This window comes from Methylobacterium sp. D48H (assembly GCF_053345715.1).
The window spans coordinates 377206-392819 of sequence record NZ_JBKFAP010000002.1; the positions used below are offsets into that span (position 1 = coordinate 377206).

The 15614-nt window shown below is 68.5% G+C and carries 25 protein-coding genes; 3 read left to right on the forward strand and 22 right to left on the reverse strand.

The features are described 5' to 3' along the window. Nucleotides 1-41: 41 nt before the first annotated feature. The 14 genes from ACLBX8_RS08045 to ACLBX8_RS08110 form a co-directional block, all read right to left on the reverse strand. On the reverse strand, nucleotides 42-1313 hold the full coding sequence (locus tag ACLBX8_RS08045; protein ID WP_447714896.1) for an HK97 family phage prohead protease: 1272 nt from the start codon (nucleotides 1311-1313) through the stop codon (nucleotides 42-44). After that, complete coding sequence (locus tag ACLBX8_RS08050; protein ID WP_447714897.1) at nucleotides 1270-2796, reverse strand: phage portal protein; 1527 nt, start codon at nucleotides 2794-2796, stop codon at nucleotides 1270-1272. The genes ACLBX8_RS08045 and ACLBX8_RS08050 overlap by 44 nt, the downstream gene beginning before the upstream one ends. A 46-nt stretch (nucleotides 2797-2842) precedes the next feature. After that, nucleotides 2843-3082 (reverse strand): phage head-tail joining protein, encoded by a 240-nt coding sequence (locus ACLBX8_RS08055; protein ID WP_447682678.1) that lies wholly within the window; start codon nucleotides 3080-3082, stop codon nucleotides 2843-2845. Further along, nucleotides 3073-5130, reverse strand: coding sequence for a phage terminase large subunit family protein (locus tag ACLBX8_RS08060; RefSeq protein ID WP_447714898.1), 2058 nt, complete (start codon nucleotides 5128-5130; stop codon nucleotides 3073-3075). Before ACLBX8_RS08060 ends, ACLBX8_RS08055 begins: the two co-directional genes overlap by 10 nt. Then, nucleotides 5090-5668 carry a terminase small subunit gene (locus ACLBX8_RS08065; RefSeq protein WP_447714899.1) on the reverse strand — a complete coding sequence of 193 codons (579 nt, stop codon included), beginning with the start codon at nucleotides 5666-5668 and terminating at the stop codon, nucleotides 5090-5092. The genes ACLBX8_RS08060 and ACLBX8_RS08065 overlap by 41 nt, the downstream gene beginning before the upstream one ends. A 166-nt stretch (nucleotides 5669-5834) precedes the next feature. Continuing rightward, nucleotides 5835-6560, reverse strand: coding sequence for a hypothetical protein (locus ACLBX8_RS08070; RefSeq protein ID WP_447682681.1), 726 nt, complete (start codon nucleotides 6558-6560; stop codon nucleotides 5835-5837). A 78-nt stretch (nucleotides 6561-6638) separates the two neighbouring features. Beyond that, a complete protein-coding gene (locus ACLBX8_RS08075) occupies nucleotides 6639-6929 on the reverse strand; it encodes a hypothetical protein (protein WP_091927474.1) in 291 nt (96 codons plus the stop codon). 66 nt (nucleotides 6930-6995) lie between these two features. Beyond that, nucleotides 6996-7127, reverse strand: a complete 132-nt coding sequence (locus ACLBX8_RS08080; RefSeq protein WP_280141967.1) for a hypothetical protein — start codon at nucleotides 7125-7127, stop codon at nucleotides 6996-6998. 61 nt (nucleotides 7128-7188) lie between these two features. Then, complete coding sequence (locus ACLBX8_RS08085) at nucleotides 7189-7398, reverse strand: hypothetical protein (protein WP_447714900.1); 210 nt, start codon at nucleotides 7396-7398, stop codon at nucleotides 7189-7191. Then, complete coding sequence (locus tag ACLBX8_RS08090) at nucleotides 7395-7568, reverse strand: hypothetical protein (protein WP_447714901.1); 174 nt, start codon at nucleotides 7566-7568, stop codon at nucleotides 7395-7397. Before ACLBX8_RS08090 ends, ACLBX8_RS08085 begins: the two co-directional genes overlap by 4 nt. 1 nt (nucleotide 7569) lies before the next feature. Continuing rightward, nucleotides 7570-7713: a hypothetical protein gene (locus ACLBX8_RS08095; RefSeq protein ID WP_447714902.1), complete on the reverse strand. Its 144-nt coding sequence runs from the start codon at nucleotides 7711-7713 to the stop codon at nucleotides 7570-7572. After that, nucleotides 7710-7898, reverse strand: a complete 189-nt coding sequence (locus ACLBX8_RS08100; RefSeq protein WP_091927472.1) for a hypothetical protein — start codon at nucleotides 7896-7898, stop codon at nucleotides 7710-7712. Before ACLBX8_RS08100 ends, ACLBX8_RS08095 begins: the two co-directional genes overlap by 4 nt. Before the next feature lie 11 nt (nucleotides 7899-7909). Next, the gene (locus tag ACLBX8_RS08105) at nucleotides 7910-8155 is read right to left on the reverse strand and encodes a hypothetical protein (RefSeq protein ID WP_447714903.1); all 246 of its coding nucleotides are present in this window, start codon (nucleotides 8153-8155) and stop codon (nucleotides 7910-7912) included. Then, entirely contained in the window at nucleotides 8155-9120 is a 966-nt protein-coding gene (locus tag ACLBX8_RS08110; RefSeq protein WP_447714904.1) for a site-specific integrase, read from the reverse strand. Before ACLBX8_RS08110 ends, ACLBX8_RS08105 begins: the two co-directional genes overlap by 1 nt. A gap of 122 nt (nucleotides 9121-9242) precedes the next feature. On the opposite strand from ACLBX8_RS08110, the gene ACLBX8_RS08115 reads away from it, so the two are divergent. Continuing rightward, entirely contained in the window at nucleotides 9243-9431 is a 189-nt protein-coding gene (locus tag ACLBX8_RS08115) for a hypothetical protein (protein ID WP_447714905.1), read from the forward strand. Between the two features lie 3 nt (nucleotides 9432-9434). Here ACLBX8_RS08115 and ACLBX8_RS08120 read toward each other — a convergent pair whose 3' ends face one another. From ACLBX8_RS08120 to ACLBX8_RS08135, 4 genes are all read right to left on the reverse strand, one after another. After that, entirely contained in the window at nucleotides 9435-9662 is a 228-nt protein-coding gene (locus ACLBX8_RS08120) for a hypothetical protein (RefSeq protein WP_447714906.1), read from the reverse strand. Between the two features lie 366 nt (nucleotides 9663-10028). Continuing rightward, a complete protein-coding gene (locus ACLBX8_RS08125) occupies nucleotides 10029-10406 on the reverse strand; it encodes a hypothetical protein (RefSeq protein WP_447714907.1) in 378 nt (125 codons plus the stop codon). A gap of 113 nt (nucleotides 10407-10519) precedes the next feature. Further along, nucleotides 10520-11404, reverse strand: coding sequence for a hypothetical protein (locus ACLBX8_RS08130; RefSeq protein ID WP_447714908.1), 885 nt, complete (start codon nucleotides 11402-11404; stop codon nucleotides 10520-10522). 182 nt (nucleotides 11405-11586) lie between these two features. Continuing rightward, nucleotides 11587-11976, reverse strand: a complete 390-nt coding sequence (locus tag ACLBX8_RS08135; RefSeq protein WP_447714909.1) for a hypothetical protein — start codon at nucleotides 11974-11976, stop codon at nucleotides 11587-11589. 86 nt (nucleotides 11977-12062) lie between these two features. Between ACLBX8_RS08135 and ACLBX8_RS08140 the strand changes: the two genes are divergently transcribed. Together ACLBX8_RS08140 and ACLBX8_RS08145 are read left to right on the forward strand one after the other, a co-directional pair. Continuing rightward, entirely contained in the window at nucleotides 12063-12383 is a 321-nt protein-coding gene (locus ACLBX8_RS08140; protein WP_447714910.1) for a PadR family transcriptional regulator, read from the forward strand. After that, on the forward strand, nucleotides 12371-12961 hold the full coding sequence (locus tag ACLBX8_RS08145; protein WP_447714911.1) for a hypothetical protein: 591 nt from the start codon (nucleotides 12371-12373) through the stop codon (nucleotides 12959-12961). The genes ACLBX8_RS08140 and ACLBX8_RS08145 overlap by 13 nt, the downstream gene beginning before the upstream one ends. A 26-nt stretch (nucleotides 12962-12987) precedes the next feature. Here the strand turns inward: ACLBX8_RS08145 and ACLBX8_RS08150 are convergent, their stop codons facing one another. From ACLBX8_RS08150 to ACLBX8_RS08165, 4 genes are read right to left on the reverse strand one after another with little or no spacing between them, the layout of a single operon-like run. Continuing rightward, a complete protein-coding gene (locus tag ACLBX8_RS08150; RefSeq protein WP_447714912.1) occupies nucleotides 12988-14391 on the reverse strand; it encodes an RtcB family protein in 1404 nt (467 codons plus the stop codon). A 4-nt stretch (nucleotides 14392-14395) separates the two neighbouring features. Next, the gene (locus ACLBX8_RS08155; RefSeq protein ID WP_447714913.1) at nucleotides 14396-14941 is read right to left on the reverse strand and encodes a hypothetical protein; all 546 of its coding nucleotides are present in this window, start codon (nucleotides 14939-14941) and stop codon (nucleotides 14396-14398) included. Next, the gene (locus tag ACLBX8_RS08160) at nucleotides 14941-15144 is read right to left on the reverse strand and encodes a hypothetical protein (RefSeq protein ID WP_447682698.1); all 204 of its coding nucleotides are present in this window, start codon (nucleotides 15142-15144) and stop codon (nucleotides 14941-14943) included. Before ACLBX8_RS08160 ends, ACLBX8_RS08155 begins: the two co-directional genes overlap by 1 nt. 5 nt (nucleotides 15145-15149) lie before the next feature. Beyond that, complete coding sequence (locus ACLBX8_RS08165; protein ID WP_447714914.1) at nucleotides 15150-15587, reverse strand: MucR family transcriptional regulator; 438 nt, start codon at nucleotides 15585-15587, stop codon at nucleotides 15150-15152. Between the last annotated feature and the right edge of the window lie 27 nt (nucleotides 15588-15614).

Sequence of the window (15614 nt, forward strand, 5' to 3'; positions counted from 1 at the left end):
TCGGGATGGGCGGCGCGCGGTTGCCCGCGCGCCCGGCAGGATCAGTTCTTCTTCGGGTCGGGCTTGCCGCTGAGACGGCGGAAGAAGGCCGCGCCCTCCTCGACCTCGCGCTGGAAGGCGGCCTTCGAGCCGGAGCGGGCGACGTCGCGGCCGACTTCCTCGGTGCCGTTACCGGCGAGGGTCTCGTTGCCGCGGGCCTCCTGCTTCTTCAGCATCCGCTCAAGCACGAGCTCGCCGAAGCGCTTGACCGAGGTCCCGGCGTCGAGGTGCTTGCGTCCGAGCTTGGGCAGGCCGGCGCGCTCGGCCATCTCGGTGATCTTGGCGGAGCGGACGCGCTCGGCCTTCACCGCGGCCTCGGCGGCCCGCTTGGCGGCGGCGACGCCGGCGGCGCGCTCGTCGTCCTTCTTGGGCTCGTCCTCGTCGTCGTCGCCGTCACGATCCTCGTCGTCCTCGGCGTCGTCGTCGCCATCGCGCTGGTCGTCGGCATCCGCGTCGTCGTCCTTCTTGCCCTCGTCGCCGTCGCGCGCCTCGTCCATCTCCTCGTCGCGCTCGGACTCGTCCTCGTCCTCGTCCTCGTCCTCGTCGCGCTTGGCGCGCTCGGCGGCGGCGCGGCGGGCCTCGGCCTGGCGCTTCTTCTCAGCCTCGATCTGGGCGGGGGTCTTGTTGCGCTGGGACTTCGGCTTGGCGGGCGTGCGGGTGGTCATGGATTGGTCTCCACGGCTCTGCGGGGACGGCCCGGAGGCCGGGGTTCGGGTCACGATGAGGCAGGAGGAGCGGGCGATCGCCTCGCCCTCGTCACCCCCAGCGGACCGGATCTGTGAGCCGGCATCGGCCGGCACTGGGACGGCGCTGATCTCCAGCGGCTCCCAATCGACGACGTCGTGGCGGGCGACGCTGCCGTCGTCGGCCTCGGTCTTGACCACCTTGTGCAGCCAGTACCCGACCGAGATGTTGCGGATCACGCCCTCGCGGATCTTCTGCACGGTGTCGGCGACGCCGGGGGCGGCCGAGAGCAGGATCGTCGCGATGCCGCGCCCGTCCTCGATCTTGGCGGTGCCGGGCACCACCGCGCCGATGACGTTGTCGAGGCAGTGGGTCGCGTGGGTGTCGACGAAGGCCGCGCCGGCGTTCAGGCGATCGAGCCGGACCGCGCCCGGCTCCATCGAGAGGACCTCGTCGTATTCCTCACCATCCCACCACGAGTAACGGCGAACGCTCGACCCCGTGCTCCAGACGATCTCGACCGTGTTGGCCTTGGCGTCGAAGCTCTCAGGCCGAACGCTGGCGTCCCGGTGCACGGGCGGCAGGCGCACCACGTTGTCGTCGCTCGAGTCGGACGAGCGCCGCTCGGTTCGGGCGGGAGAGCTCCGGCTCGTCCCCCGGGCTGATCTCTCGGTCCGGCTGCTGAAGGCCGGCGACGTTCGTGACGCGCGGGTCGGAGTCGAGGACAATGCCGAGGTCATCGCACTTGGTGTTCCAGTCGTTGATCTCGTCGAGCACGTCGTCCGGGTTGCGCCCGGTCTCCGACACCACGTCCTGGTAGGAGCGGATGCCGGTACGCATCGCGAGCTGGGCTGCCTGGGCGTCCGCCATCGGGTCGACCCACTCGAATTTCGGGGGCGCCCACTGCACGGGGATCACGGGCTCGTCGATCACGCCCGCGAGGAACGCGATCTCGCACCACCACTCCCAGATCGGCTGGAGGGCCAGCTGGATCAGGATGTGCCACTGGATGGTGCGCAGCAGGCGGCGGAACTCTACGAGGCCGCCGCGCATGGAGCTGAAATTGACCTTCGAGAGGTCGTTGGAGACCAGCTCGTAGGGGACGCGGTAGCCGGCCGCGATCGTCTGCAGCTGGCTGACCTTGTACTCGCCGTAGCCGCCGACCGCGTTCGGGGCGTTGAACTTGATGTCCTTGCCGCCGCGCAGGCGGGCGATCATGCCCGGCTCGAACTTCTCGTAGACCGAGCCGTCGGCCGCCAGGACCTGGGGCGCGATCGACTCGTCCTCGGCGTCCTCGGCGTCGACGACGAAGCCGGCGATGCAGGCCTCGGTCCGCTTGCGGGTGATCTCCGCGAGCTCGTAATCGGCGAGCAGCTGCAGGTTCTCGATCGCCGGCGTGCCCCACGGGACGCCGCGCGTCTGGGTCCGCTGCAGCTCGTAGACGTGCAGCACCTCGTCGGCCGGCACCGGCGCCGAGACGGTCGGCTCGCCGGTGTTGATCCAGAGGTTGCCCGGGTGCTGCGGGTAGAGCCAGTAGGCCGCCCGCTTGCGGGTCTTGATGTCGACCTCGACGCCCTGGATCGCGATCGTCCCGGGCGTCAGCATTCCGTTGCGGGCCGGGTCGAGGAAGTCGGCCTCAAGGAGCTGCAGCTCCAACGGCACGTCGCCGGCGCCGATCTTCTTGCGCAGCCGCTTGCGGACCAGAACCTCACCGCCCTCGATCATCTCGCGGCAAAGCAGCGTCTGCAGGCCGTAGAAGTCGAGCTGGCCGGCCGCGTCGCATCGGAACGACCAGCGTTCGAAGGCTTCGCGGAGCCGCTTGTCCTTCGCCTTGTTGCCGGTCACCGGGCGGGGGACGATGCCCTCGCCGACGATGTTCGACACGAGGGATGCGACCGCCTTGGCCGCGTACGGGTTGTTCCGGACGAGGTAGCGGGAGCGGTCGCGCAGCGTGCGCGCGCTCCCGAAGATCTCGGTGTCCGCCGAGGCGAACCGCGTCAGCCACGGCTCGCGCAGGCGCGTAGAGGCTGCGGCATCGTAGCTGCGGGCCATCTTGCCCGGGACGCCACGCACGGGGCGCGGCGCTGGTCCGGGGGCCACCTTCCTGGGGGCGGCCATGCTAGTACCCGCCGTAGCCCGACCCGCGGGTCCGGTAGCCGTTCGAGAAGCCCGCCACGCCGGCGACGGCGCGGCCCTGGCCGTTGGCCTTGGCCTGCTGCCGCTTCAGGTAGGCGATGACCTGGATCATCTCCTTGAAGGAGCGGTACGAGGCGGACTTGCCCTCGTAGGCCACCGACAGGACGCCCTGCGCGAGCGCGGCCTCCATCGCCACGATCTGCGCCGTGTGGTCTACAGCCATGACGAACGCCTGATCCGGGGTGTGGCCGCGGCAGGTGCCGGCGGCGGTGGTGGCGGGGCGGGCCGCGGCGCCGGAGCTGCGGGTGCCTCCGGAGCGGACGCGGCGACTGGAGGCGCCTCGTCGGGCTCCTCGGCGGCCACGGCCGTGTCGGAGGGGTCGGGCGCGTCGGGCATCTTGCCCAGCGCCACGTAGCGGCGGGACAGGCTCTGGAGCCCGCACATCGCGACGTACGCGTAGACGAAGCACACCCCTGCCTCGTGGGCGGCCTTGGGCTTCTCCCACTCGGTGAAGCCCTGGCGCCGTACCACGAGCTTCTCGCGGGTCAGCTGTTCGAAGTACTCGGCGTCGATCGGCCGGGAGCCGCGCGCCGGCACCAACGGGAAGTGGACGTAGCGCGGGCCGGGATCGACCAGCGGCAGCGAGCCGTAGGCGAAGTCGCGGGCGGCGTTGCCGCCGATCATGTACCAGGACGAGCCGAGCTTCGTGGATGCGAGCCGCGGCCACACCTTCGTGCGCGCGCCGCGCGCCTCGGACTTGCCCTTGATCGCCCAGACCTTGCGCTTCCGGCGCTCGGTGCAGAAGGCGTAGGTCTCGGCCGTGTGGTGGCCGCCGGAGTCGATGGCGGCCGCTCTCACGCGTAGCTCGGTGCCGTCGGCCTTGCGGAAGGTCCGCTTCAGCAGGGCGTCCAGGGACTGCCAGACGCCCGGCTCGGCCGGGTCGCCCATCAGGACGAAATGGCCGATCAGGGCGCTCTCCAGGCCCGGGCCCCAGCCCCAGATGGCGCCCTCGATGCGGGCGTTGGCGCCGGACTGGACGTCGCCGCCCAGCGTCAGGGTGGTGACGAAATCCGGGACCTCGGCGCCGTATTCCTCGCAGCGCTCCACGAACGCCGTCGGCTTGATCTCCTGCCCGTAGGTCTGCCGGTACGGCCGGCCAAGGCGCAGGTTGACGAACGGCTGGACGAGGTTCGCCGGGTCGTCCTGGGCCTCCAGCCACTCCTGCACGATCACCGGCCACGCGGCGTTCGCATTGAGCGACATGCCGGTCCAGAGGTGGAAGCCGGCGTGCCCGGGCGTCTTCGGCGTCGCGGTCGCCCGCCACTCGCCGTGGGCGTCCATCCAGGCCTTGCTGCCCTCGTCGATGATGCAGCCGCAGGTTCCCTGGTACCAGACGGACTTGAGCGACCGGTCCTCGTTCAGATCCCACTTCAGACCGTGCGGCGTGTCTTTGCCGCCCCAGTCCAAATACTGCCAGCCGTCGAGCTCGCCGGCGGTCTCCGAGCACTGCGGGCAGGGCACGAAGTACCGCCGCTGGTCCGAGGCCAGCCAGAGCTTCCAGACCCGGCTGGTCTCCTCGAGGAGCGGGGTCGAGCCTCTGACCTGCTTCCGGTTGTAGAAGGTCTCGCCGCGGGTCCAGAACAGCTTGAGCTTGTCGCCCTGCGTCTTGGCGCCGGGCGTCCAGCCGTCGCCGTCGATCTCGTCGGCGAACAGGAACCGGGCGGAGTAGCGCCGAAAGGCGTCGTCCGAGGCGGCGCCGACGACGCGCACGAGGGCGCCGTTCGACAGCTGGTAGAAGGTCGCCGAGTCCTGCTTTTCGCCCTTCCGGACGGGCCGCAGCATCGTCGCGAGCACCGGCGTCTCGCGCAGCATCGGCGCGATCTCGGTGGCGCCGAATTCCTCCGCATCGTCCTCGACCGGCTGCGCGACCGCGCAGAGCGTCGGGTCCTGATGGAGGTGGTAGCCGATCGCCAGCGTGGCGAGCCGGGTGTAGCCGACGCGGGCGGCCTTCAGCACCGTCACCAGCGGCAGCGTCGGATCGCACATCGCGTCCATGAGGCCGCGCTGGTACCCGTAGAGGGTCACCGGCCCGCTCTCGGATCCGGTGCTCTTCGGGATCCGGCCGTGCTCCTCGGCCCACTGCGAGCCGGACATATGCGGCTTGAAGACCAGAGCCTCGTCGAAGAGCCGGTCCAGCTCGGTACGCGTCGCGTGGCGGCCAGCCGGGTACTCACCCCGCCGGTGGGCTCCGATCCGCTCCGCCAGCGTCATCGTCGGGGTCGCGTCCTGCAAACCACCGCCGCGCGATCTCCTCGCGAGCGGCCGTGAAGGCTCGGTTCATCTCGGCCTTGGCCATCGCCTCGATCTCGGAGGCGTTGGTCATCGTGGCCGCCCGCCCGGCGACCTTGGAGGCCATGTTCGAGAGGCCGGTCCGGAGGACCTGGCAGAAGGTCGCCATGTCGGCGACCGCGTCGTGTCGGGACACGACCGCCTTCAGCGCCTCATCGGCGCCGATCTCGGCGACGATGGCGTTGGCCACCGCCCGGCGGCAGTCCGCATCTTCGCGCCGGGCCTTGCTGCTGTCCTTCGTGCCGTCGTCGCCGGCGCTCATCGCCACGTTCTCGACGGCGCGCTGGATCTTCCAGTCGATCACGGCGGCGGTGTCGAACTGCCACTCGACGCCGTTGCTGCCGCGCTCGACGTAGGGGCAGCCCTTCTCGATCCAGTTCGTCACCGTGTTGACGCTGACGCCGAAGATCCCGGCGAGGTCAGCCCGGTTCACGAGCCGGCCGTCGATGGCGCCGGACATCAACAACAACCCCCGATTTCAAAATTTCTTAGAGGGTGAACCGGTGGGGTCCGAATTCCCCTCACCGGCACCCCCTCCCGGGAAGGACCCTGGATTTGGCTGGGGGGGTGGGGGCCTGGTCGGCCCCGCCCGTGCCCTGCGCGTGCCGCTGGCGGCCTCGGCGCGGTCAGCCCTTCCGGCGCACGTCGTTGACGACGAAGCGCTCCCAGGCCGCCCGGAAATGCTTCCGATAGGCGACCGGCACCACTGTGCGCCCCTTCTCGTAATAGGGGAAGCGCTTGGTGTAGCTCGTCCCCTTCACGAAGATCAGGATCGGTACCGCGGCGCGCCCCTCGCGCAGGTAGACGCCGTCGGGCGCCCGCGTCCCGCGCAGGACGAAGTAATCCAGGTTGCGCCTGCGGGTCGACCGCTTCGGCCGGCGGATCGTGTTCTGCGCCGCGTCGGACGCGGCCCCGAGGGCGGACAGGATGCGGACGATCTGCCCGCGGTTCATGTTGCCGTAGCCGTCGAGCTGGGCGCCGCGGCCGGGCACGCAGTACTCGTTCGAGCGCAGGATGCCGGCCCGGGTCAGCGCGATCTCGAAGCGCTTCCGCTTCCGCTCGCCGCCGGCGACCTGGGGCCCGAGGTACTTCCAGGCGGGCGTGCCGCCGAAGCCTTCCTTGAAGCCGAGCTCCGCCTGGAGCCGTTGCTTCGTGGCCGGCCGCACCTGCAGCGCGTTGAGCGTGTAGGGCGTGGGCCGGTCGAACACGGACCGCATGGTCTCGCGTTCGGCCTCGCGAGCATCCTTCATCGCGTTGGTCAGCGCGACGGCGGTGACGAACGGGACCTGCTTGGCGGCGCGCCCGACGGCCTCGGCCTTGAGGCCGAACTCGCTGGCGTCGAGGACCAGCATGGGATCAGCGCCCGACGGTGATGGTCTTCAGCTCACCCGAGACCGGATCGAGGATCGTCAGCGTCTGCGCGGCCATGGTCAGCGTCCCTTGAACCGGCCGGCCGCATCGCGCGGAGGCTTCACGCCCGAGGCGGCGCTCGGCGGCGCCGGCCGGCCGCGCGGGCAGGTCAGCGATACGCGCCGGGCCGGCTTCGGCTCTCGGCAGAGCATCACGAACAGCCAGAGCAGACCGGCGACGACCGAGACCAGTCCAACCGCGACCAGCTCGGGCCGCGGCAGCAGCGCGTCGGCACAGGCAACTTCGACCGGACGCACGGCGATCGCGCCCATCGCGGCGGCGAGCACAGCGGCCAGCGTCGAACGGAACATCGGATCAGTCCTTCAACGCGCGGATCAGCGCCCGGGCGAAACGCATGAAGCCGGCGCGGAACACGTTCAGGCCCTCGACCAGCGCGCCGCCTCGGCGGCGACCGCGAAGGGCCACTGAAGCGCGGCTTCGTGCAGAACCTCGAACGTGCAGCGGTAGACGTCGAGAAGCGCCCAGAGGTCGAGCCGGTGACGCGGCATCACTGCACCTGCTGCGGTTGGGGCAGGGGCCGCGGTGCCTGCTGTTGCATGCGCTCGGCCATCAGGAAGCCCTCCGGCGCTCGCAGCGCACGACGGCGAAGCGGCCATCGCCCGGAAGCCCGGCGTGGGCCGCCGAGGCCTGCCCGGTCATCATGCAGTTGAAGGGCGTCGAGGCCGGCGCGACGACGATGTCGAGCGCGGTCTCGCGGGTGCAGGCGTCGGGCGCCGTGTTCAGCGCGCAGACGAGGACGACGGCGAGCAGCGGATTCATCGGCGCGGGCCCTTGGCCGGCGCCAGCGCGTCGAACGCGAGAACGACGGCGAGGATGCCGAGCGCGATCATGATCAGCGTCGCGGTGGGCGGCGAGATCAGCACTGGCGCGACGGCGCGTGCGGTCGCGGCGACCTGGGTGTCGATGTCGCCGAGGAACGGCTCGTCCATGTCAGGGAGCCTCCCCGCGAGACAACGGAGCGCCGAGCACGAGCGGCGCGCCGACCAGGACCGGCCGGGCATCGCGCCAGGACGGCGTCGGGGCCGGCGCGGCGAGGCGCAGCAGCACGGCGAGGCGCTTCACCACCTGCTTCACAGCCGGAACCTCTGCATGACGGCGCGGCGGATCTCGCGCTCCGCGTCCACGACTTCCTCGGTCGGCGTCGCCTCGAGGATGTCGGCGCGGGCGGCCTGGATGCGTTCGATGAGACGCTCCGACCGCGCATCGGCGCGCGGCCGTACGGTGCGCTCGGGCGAAACGGCGCGCGCGGCAGCGATCATGCGGTCAGGCCTCAGCAGGTGACGCGGACGGATTCGGCGAGTTGCTCGGCGTGGACGAGGTCCCACGCGGCGCTCGATGTCTCGAAGCGGGTTGCCTCGCCGACGGCGTGGACCCAGCGGATGCGGGCGCCGTCGGTGGCGAGGTAGAGCGGCGCATCGTGCGCGCTGGACGCCAACTCGATGCGCCAGGACCCGAAGCTGTGCGCCCAGGCGGTCAGGCCCGAGCGGAATGCGATCGGCGGCGGGACGGAGGTCATCACAGGAAGTCCGCGCCGGCGTTCTTTCGGAACAGGTCGCCATCCTCGATGTACCCGGCGGTCGTCTCGAGCTTCACGTGGCGCATGTGCTTGGCGGTGAGCCTGAGGTCCGCGCCCTCGTCGCCGGCCGTCGTCGCGAACCCGCGCCGCGGCGAGTGGCCGCCGAACGCATCGGGGTCGAGGCCGGCGGCGGCGCAGCGCGCCTTCAGGATGCGGGCGAACTGGCCAGCGCTCAGCCGCTCGGCCGAGAGCTTGCCGCGGTCGCACCCGCGAAAGAGGGGGCCGTCCGCGATGCCGGCAGCTTCGAGCCACGCCTGAACGGCGGCGGGGATCTTCAGCTTGCCGTCGAGGACCGCGATGGAGCGGCCTTCGCCTGTCTGGTCGGTCTTCGAGCGCCGGAGCCGGACCATCAGGCCGCGGCGGTGTCGCTCGACATCCGAGACGTCTAGTCCAACCAGTTCGGACCGGCGGAGCGCCGCGCCGAAGCACAGCAGGATCAGAGCCCGATCGCGGACCGCGGCGAGATCTTTGCCGCGGATCTTGCGGATTACCTGGCCGACGAGGTCGACCGTGAGCGCCTTCTTCTTCGCTGGCGCCCGGCCGAGCGTGGCGCGGATCCCGGCGAGGATCTGCCGGACCTCCTCACGAACGGTCGGACTGTCGTGTCCGGCCGCGCGGTGGATGCAGGCGATCGCGGCCGCGCGCCGGTCGATTGTCGAGACCGACCGGGCGAGGCCGGCCAGATGTGTCAGGTAGCGGCCGACCGTGCGGCCCGAGGCCGGCAGGGGCTCGGCGCCCTGTTCCGCGCACCAGGCCGTGAAGTCGCGCCAGTCGGCGGCGTAGGCCCGCCGGGTCGCGGTTGATCGGCTGGCCGCGGCGAACCGGGCAGCCGCCGCGTCGAGCGCGTCTGGCTCGGCCAGGACGAGCGCCATCGTCGGCGCCAGAACGAGGGCGTTATCGTGCATCCGATCCGACCCCGTTCGGGTGCACGGGAAGGGCAGTTATCGTGCGCCCGAAAAGAGCGCCCAGAACTTGTCGAAGACCGTTTCCGGCCCCATCATCGACCTTCAAGACTGTGGAGGCCGAAATGATCGTTCAGGAATTGCTCGACGCGCCCATCGGGACGGTCCGGACGGTGCCCAACATGCACCCCAACGACCTCGGCATCCTGTTGGCGGCCGGCTACGAGCGGCTCGAGGTGAAACCCACCGAGCTCACCTTGATGCGGATGAGCCCGCCGCTCATTCCGGTCAGTCAGTGGCCGGGCCAGGCCTGATCTTCAGGCCGCTCGCTTTCTCGCGCGCCGCGTCACCGTGAAGGGGACGCCCTTCGTGCTGGTGCCGGACGTGCCGAACGAGCGCTTCTCGACGGTACCGAGCTGCGGGCGGAGCTGGCGCACCAGCGCGGCGATGCGCTTGCAGTGCGAGTCCTTGGCTTCGAGGTACTCCGCCTGATCGCGGAAGCGCCGCCGGCAGAAGGCTGCGGCCTCCTGCTCGATCGCGGTCACTGTCGCATGCGCGCTCACGCGTGTGCGCCCGGCTGGAACATCACGGGGACCGATAGTGTCAGAAAACCGTGGCCGTGTCGCGGGTTACAACGAACGGGGCACGAGGGAAGTTCGGGTGGAGGTGCGGGCCGGGGCTACAGCTTCAACAACCGTCCTGAGGACGGCTGCGGGTTTTTCGGGCGTCCTGGCTGGCCGGCTTACTGCGATGCCTTTTTCACGCGCTCGGGCGCGCCGCACCTACTCGCTCGGGCGTAGCCCGAAACGACGAAGGCCCCGCGCATTTCCGCCGGGGCCTTCTAAAATTTTGCAGGATCCAAACTACCGCAAGCCGTTCTCCCGGTCAAGCTCTCGTATGCTGGTGGCGACTTACTTGGGTATCTCCCAGCACATCCTAATCGCAGCGGTGATCGTCAGGAAGCATGCGATCCACATAACCACTTGTCCTGCGGCTCCCCTGAACTTGAAGCCCAGGCCCTCAAATTCGATCGGCCCTTCGGTCTGTCTAAGAAAAACTACGATGGCAAAAGAGACCGCAGCGGCTCCGGGCAAGCCGATAATTGCCGCAAAATGGTCGCGCAGCACCTCCTGCCAATATTTGAACCCAGCAGACCCCAAATAAACCAGAAATCCAAATACGTATATACTGCCAGCTGCTACAACGATCGCCAGAATCGCCGCTACGAATTTCAAAATGGAAGCGCTTGAGATGCGATTGGTTATGTCTTCCAATATCGCACGCATCATACATGCTCACATGGGCTTATCAGGGCATTGCAGGCATTTCGGCAGCCAGCCATATTTGCCGCGGGTTCGATTTTAGATAATGATTGTCAGCCGTCTAGGCGAATTTCGTCGACCTATGCCAGCCACTTGCGTGATGCGGCCCAGTCGCGCGGATCGATCTTCCGGACCGGGGAGGCCCGCATCGGCGCCGCGCGGCGACCAGCCACCCGGCGATCGCTCTCGATGTGGCGGCGGGGCCGTAGGTTCGGCAGCGGCGCGCGGACCTCTTCAGCTGGCTCCAGCCAGGGCGCGATCGGCGACTTCGGCGGCAGCACCTCGATGCTGGTCAGGTGCTGGAGGGCCGGCACGAGGTAGACGAGCGCGGCGTGCCAGTAGGCGTAGCGCAGCTGCTCCTCGACGACCTCGAATCCCAGGCGGGTGTAGTCCAGCTTGCAGAACAGCCCGGTATCCCGGCTGTCGCCCTTGGACACCGCAACCTCGTCGTGGCTCGTGAACCACGGCGTGCCGTCCTCGCCCTGGCCGCACAGCACCTGCACCGTCCGCCACAGCGTGATCTTGCCGTTCGTCGATTTCACCGGCTCGATCGCGATGCCGTCGCCGACCTCCGGCCGGCTGCGGATCGCGCCGGTCACGAGCCAGGACGGCGTGGCGTCGATCGCGGCGGCGACCATCACGTCGAGGCTGGCCTTGCCGCGCAGCTCGACCTGGACGGGATAGGGAGAGAGATCGAGCGGGCAGACCGCGGATCCGACGGCCACCCGCTTCAGGGTCTCGCTCAGGACCTGGAGGTGCGCCTCGATCGTGATGGCGTCCGGATGGGGGTCACCCATCGCCGGCGGCATCCCGGGCTCACGCGACCAGTTGTCGACCCGGCCGCCCATCGCGACCATCCGCCAAACCGGGTCGGAGGCGCATTGCGGCCCGCGGATCGGGGCGTCGGCGCGCCGCTTCGGCAGCTCGTCGCGGATGGCCCAGCGGAGGGCCTCCTCGATCGTCATCTTGCGGCGCTTCGGTGCCCCGGCTTGGGTGGTGCTCTGCGAACTGGCCTGCACGGTGGTCCCCAATGCTTTGCCGTTCGACACGAAGCAGCAACGCACCTGTGGTCCGGCGCCCGTTTCCGCATCGTCAAGAGGAAACTTGACCGCTGCGGCATTTTCGATGGAGCGCGGCCGAACATAGATCAGTGCCGACCGTCACGCCTGTTCTTCTCAGCCGCGATCTTCTCACAGGCCCGGATCCGCTTGCGGTCGAACGTGCTGCGATACATGCCCCGGGCCTCGCAGAACTGAGCGATCGAGCCGCCGATCTCGCCCTCGGTGGCGATGGCCCGCGCCCAGAGCAGCAGGATCCTGCGATCCTCGGACCGATCGCCGAGCACGGTGCCGGTGAAGGCCACGATATCGAAGGTCGCGCTGGGCTGGTTCACGTCGGCCGACCTCAGCGTGTTGCCGCGCGGCGCGTAGATCGGCGTGTACGGCATCGCCCGGAATGCGGTCTTCAGCCAGCGCTCGACATCGGCGCAGGTCCAGGGCTCGCGGGGCGGATCGGGACCATTTGTGGGGACTCGCATCGATCTCAATCAGCGACCGCAGGACATTCTGGACAGCTCTAACGAAACTCGATATAGGGGCTATATCGACATTCAAGGATTCCCGAATGGCTGACCGAGACCCGCGCCTTTCAGCCCCCACCTTGAAGGTGCTGAAGTTCTTGCTGGCGGCAAATTCAGCAGAAGCCTCAGGAGCAGCAATCTCAAAGGCGACCGGAGTAGGTGCTGGCACTCTCTACCCGCTGCTTGCTCGCCTTGAGAAAGCCAAGTGGATCGAAGGCAATTGGGAGAAAATTGATCCGAAAGAAGAAGGTCGACCGAAGCGGCGCTTTTACAACTTGACCGGCATCGGAGTGACTCGTGCTCGTTCTGCGTTGTCCGAACTACAAATGCCAAATCTGATCGGGGCACCTTCATGGAATGGCTGATCAAATCTTTGCTTTTTGTATTTGGCGCCTTTGGGGTAGTCATGACCGGCATACTAAAAGATGAAATCATCGCTTGGCTTCCACGCACAACTACGCGAATCATCGATATTGCGATCAATCGTGCACCGATCGAACTGCGGGAGCAGTACCAGCAAGAGTGGCCGGCGCACGTTGCGGAGTACCCAGGCAACATCTCGCCCTTCTTTCAAGCGCTACGTATATTGGCTGGAGCAGGAACGGGAAAAAGCTGGACATGGGATCGGGCTGTAAAATACCTCGCAGCCTGGGCTTTGTCGGTCCAGATATTCGGCGGCGGATTTGTCGTTGTTTTTGATGTAACCCACTTCTCATCCAACGAATTTGGCAACTACAGCCTCATTGAGTGGGTAATGGTTTGTGTTATGCACGTTTTGCCATGCTGCGCTATTGTGCATTCCTGGCGAAAACTTCAAAGTAGGATCGCCTTACAGGCATCCCTGTCTCCCGAGGACGAGATCCCGATCAGAGAAGTTCCCGGATTGTTGAAAGAAGCTTTTGTTTGGGAACTCTCAAAGATCACTTCGCGCTGGCGACGCTAGTCGAGCTTGATGCTCGGTTCCCAACCTCAGTCTTTGTAAGGATCGAATTCCCCTTCGCCGGCCATTGCGACGGCGAACGGGCGAAGCGTGTGCAGCACCCGGATCGTCCCGACGTGCTCTGCCAGGACGTCCGGCAGGCGGCGGTAGGCCTGCGGCGCCTCGTCGATCTCGCCACCGAGGAGATGCACGCCGCGACCACGGATCCACGCCTGCCACTCGTCGTGACGGATCCGGCCGGGCTGGCGGATCTTCTTGCCTCGCTCGTCCTTCACGAAGCGCCCGCGCGCCTCGGTGCGGGACATGACCCGGCCGGCGCCATGCACGGTGGAGTAGAGCGCCTCCTGGGCGGCCGGGGTGTCGACCCCCTCCAGGATGACCGCATCGTCGCCCATGGAGCCACCGACGAAGCCACGCTGGCCGGGGAAGGCCGGTGTCGCGCCCTTGCGAACAACCCAGAGATCGCGATCACCATGTCGCTCCCGCCACGCGAAGTTGTGGTGGTTGTGGACGCTCTCGGTGACCTGACCGCCGATGATCTGTCGGACGCGCTCTACGACCCACTCTCGACCGGCATACGCGTAGAGGCCAGCGAGCTCGATGCCGGCAATGTAGGAGCGTCCGAGGTCGTGATCGATCGGGAGCAGTGCCGGGTCGACCTCCATGCCGTCTTTCGCGCCGACGAGCTTCAGGTGCTGCGTCGTGATGGCGTGGCCGAGGCCGCGCGAGCCGAAGTGCACGCCGATCCAGACGAAGCCGGCCTCGTCCTCGAACAGGTCGACGTAGTGGTTGCCGGATCCGACGGTGCCGAGCTGCGCCTGCGCCTTGCTCTTCAGACCCTCGGCGCCGGCGACGTCAGCCCAAAGCGGGCTCTCGAACAGCGGGTGGTCGACGCGCTCCTCGTTCTTGCGCCCGACACCGAAGCTGATCACGCGGCCGATGTCGGCCAGGATCGTCGCGACTCGGTCCTTCACGTCGTCGTACCGGGCGTCCAGGCGCACGGCCATGTTCCCGCAGGCGATGTCGAAGCCCACGCCCGAGATAGAGATGTGATCCTCGTAGGCTACGACGCCGCCGATCGGGTGGCCGTAGCCGAGGTGGCCATCCGCGCAGAGGACGCCCTTCACGGCCGAGCCGATGCCCATGCAGCGTTCGATCTGCCCACGGGTGCGGTCGTCGTGCTCACCGAAGATCGTGATCGGCGGCTCCTGCACGACGAGATCCGGACGGCGCGTTGGAATCGGAGCCGTCGTGGGAGCGCCGGCTACCGGAGCCGGAACGGCTTCGACCTCCACCGTTCGCAGAGCGACGCGGATCTCATCGTCGGTCGCGCCCTCCGCACGCATGTCGTTGGCCTTGGCGAGGCCAGCCTTCATCCAGCTGCCGCCGGTGAAGCCCCAATCGCGCAGCGTCTGTCCCGTGATCGCGTCCATGAGCCTACTCCGCAGCGTCCATCAGCTTCGACAGGGGAACGGCCGGCTCGTCCGGCAGCTCGATCACGCAGTGGGCGACGCGGATGCTGCCAGGGTCCGGACTGGGCGACGCCGTGAGGTGATGCGCGCCCCACGACCGCCCGCCGGTGATCCTGAACTCGTCGCGGATCAGGCCGTCGTCGCCGAAAACCGACCGGTCCACGCGGACCGACACTTGGTAGCCGTACCAGTCGTTGAGGTACTCGGGACGCGCGCTCGTCTCGCCATGTGTCCAGACGAGCCGCATGACGCGCAGGCCTGCGGCCTCGACCTCGGTCGGCGACCGGGGCGGGTGCCGCTCCCGCCACTCAGCCTCCATCATGCCCTGGCGCTGGCGCGCCCACTCGGCCTCCCGCTCGCGCACGACCCGGTCGGCCTCCTCCGCCTGGGCGATCGTCATGCCGGTGAGCGCGATCGACCGCGCCTCTTGGCACATGCGAAGGCTCTCGAAGCCGCGCGAATGGCGGACCTTGCCGCCATGGGTCACGGTGATGAGCGTGTAGGTCGGCATCAGCGGGCCTGCGGCGCGGCAGGGCCAACATCGCCCTTGGGCGAGCAGGACCAGCGGACCGTCGTCACCCAGCCAGACAGCCGCTTCTCGGCCTGTTTGCCGGCCTCCTCGCAGGCGGCCGCGTTGCCGTACTCGGCCGTCGCCATCGTCATCCCGGTCGAGGCCGAACTGCTGGCGAGGTAGATGATCAGGATCGCCGCCACAGCCCTCACTCCGCCGCCTGCAGCTTCGCCCGGCTGCCCGGCACGCCGAGCATCATCGCCTTGGCCAGCGAGGATCGCTGGGCCGAGTAGGACGGGCAGACCAGCGGGTAGTCCGCCGGCAGGCCGAACCGCTGCCGGTAGCCGTCCGGCGTGAGCCCGTAGGCGGTGAGGTGCCGCTTCAAGGTCTTGTACGACCGCCCGTCGAGGAAGCTGACGAGGCCGTCCGGACGGATCGACTTCCGGATCTCGGCCGGGGAGGGCGTGTCGGCCGCAGGCGCAGGGGCCGCCTCGACCGCCGATCCCTGCACCAAGCCGCAGAGCGCCCCGTGGACGGCCGTGAGCACGTCCGGCAGCGCGGAGGCCGGGAAGTGGTTGCCGGCGGCGTAGGAGGCCGTGATTCCGGCTGCGAGGCTGACGAGGTCGGTGGTGTTGGTCTCGGGCATCGGGGGTCTCCTGTCTGGCCTTCGGGG